This window comes from Myxococcus sp. AM011, assembly GCF_013372595.1.
Taxonomy (GTDB): domain Bacteria; phylum Myxococcota; class Myxococcia; order Myxococcales; family Myxococcaceae; genus Myxococcus; species Myxococcus eversor.
Genome location: NZ_JABXEM010000551.1, coordinates 1 through 1,383 on the forward strand (window position 1 = coordinate 1; position 1,383 = coordinate 1,383).

The following is a 1,383-nucleotide window of genomic DNA, read 5'->3' on the forward strand; positions in this document are numbered from 1 at the left end:
TGGCGGGCTTGGACATCGACGCGGGGAGGCTCGCGGGCACCTGCACCTGCACGGCGGGCGCGGCGGGCGCGGGCTTGGCGACCTTGGCGTCGCGGGCGTCCTGCCTCAACTTCTCCTCGAAGTCGGACCACTCCTTCTTGAAGTGTTCGGGGTCAGGACGTCCCTCCTCGCGGTGCTTGAGCGAGGGGGCCCAGCGCACGGTGTACGACTCACCGGCGTGGAAGACGGGCGGAGGGGGGATTCCGTACGTCATCGGGTCGAAGAAGGACTCGTCCAAATCGTTGAAGCCGTACGCCTTCGCCTTGGCGACGAAGTTGGGGATGATGCCCGTGGGCGCGTGGTAGCCGAGGATGTGGCCTTCCTCGTCCTTGGTGACGGGCGTGAAGACGAAGATGTCCTGGGTGCGGTAGTCGCCCTTCTCCGTGAGGGGCAGCACCTCCGCCAGGGCGCTCGTCTTGCGGCTGCCGTCGTGGAAGCGCTCGCAGCAGATGATGAAGTTGATGGCGCTGGCCACCTGGGCGCGGACGGCGACCATGGGCAGCTCGATGCCGGACATGAGGCACAGCGACTCCACGCGGCGCAGCGTGTCCGTGGGCGTGTTGGCGTGGGTGGTGGCCAGCGAGCCGCCGTGGCCCGTGTTCATCGCCTGCATGAGGTGGAACGCCTCGCCGCCGCGCACCTCGCCGACGACGATTCGGTCGGGACGCAGACGCAGCGCCGAGTGGAGCAGGTCTCCCATGTCCACGCCGCCCTTGCCGAACTTGTCCGGCGGACGGCTCTCGAAGGGGACGACGTGCGTCTGGTTGAGCTGGAGCTCCGCCGAGTCCTCGATGGTGAGGATGCGCTCGTCGTCGGGGATGAGGGAGGAGACGATGTTGAGCAGCGTCGTCTTGCCGGAGCCCGTGCCGCCGGCCACCAGCATGTTGAGCTTGGTGGCGATGCCCGCCTCGATGAGCCGCGCCATCTGCGGCGTCAGCGAGCCGAACTTCAACAAGGAATTGATGGTGAGCTTTTCCTTGAAGAACTTGCGGATGGAGATGGTGGTGCCCTTGCGGGCAATGGGCGGAATCACCACGTGGATGCGGCTTCCATCCGGAAGGCGCGCGTCCAGGCGGGGCCGCTCCTCGGTGAGCATGCGGCCGACGAACTGGGCCATGTTGCGCGCCGCGCCGATGAGACCTTCCTCGGTGAAGAAGGCATCCGTGCGCGTCAGTCGGCCCTTCTTCTCAATCCACACGTCGGTGGGGCCGTTGATCATGATCTCCGACACCGCCTCGTCGTCCAGATAGGGCAGGACGGGCTTGAGGAAGGCGCGGAGTGACTCGGTGTACATCGTCATGGCGCCCCCCAGGCTAGCGCGGCTGGTGCCAACCCCCAAGAACC

1 protein-coding gene is annotated in these 1,383 nt (G+C 66.8%); it reads right to left on the reverse strand.

Annotated features, from left to right (window positions below):
* Positions 1 to 1,339, reverse strand: a 1,339-nt coding sequence (locus HUW62_RS47240) for a CpaF family protein (RefSeq protein WP_176438188.1), incomplete at its 3' end; no start/stop codon positions are given.
* Positions 1,340 to 1,383 lie beyond the last annotated feature (44 nt).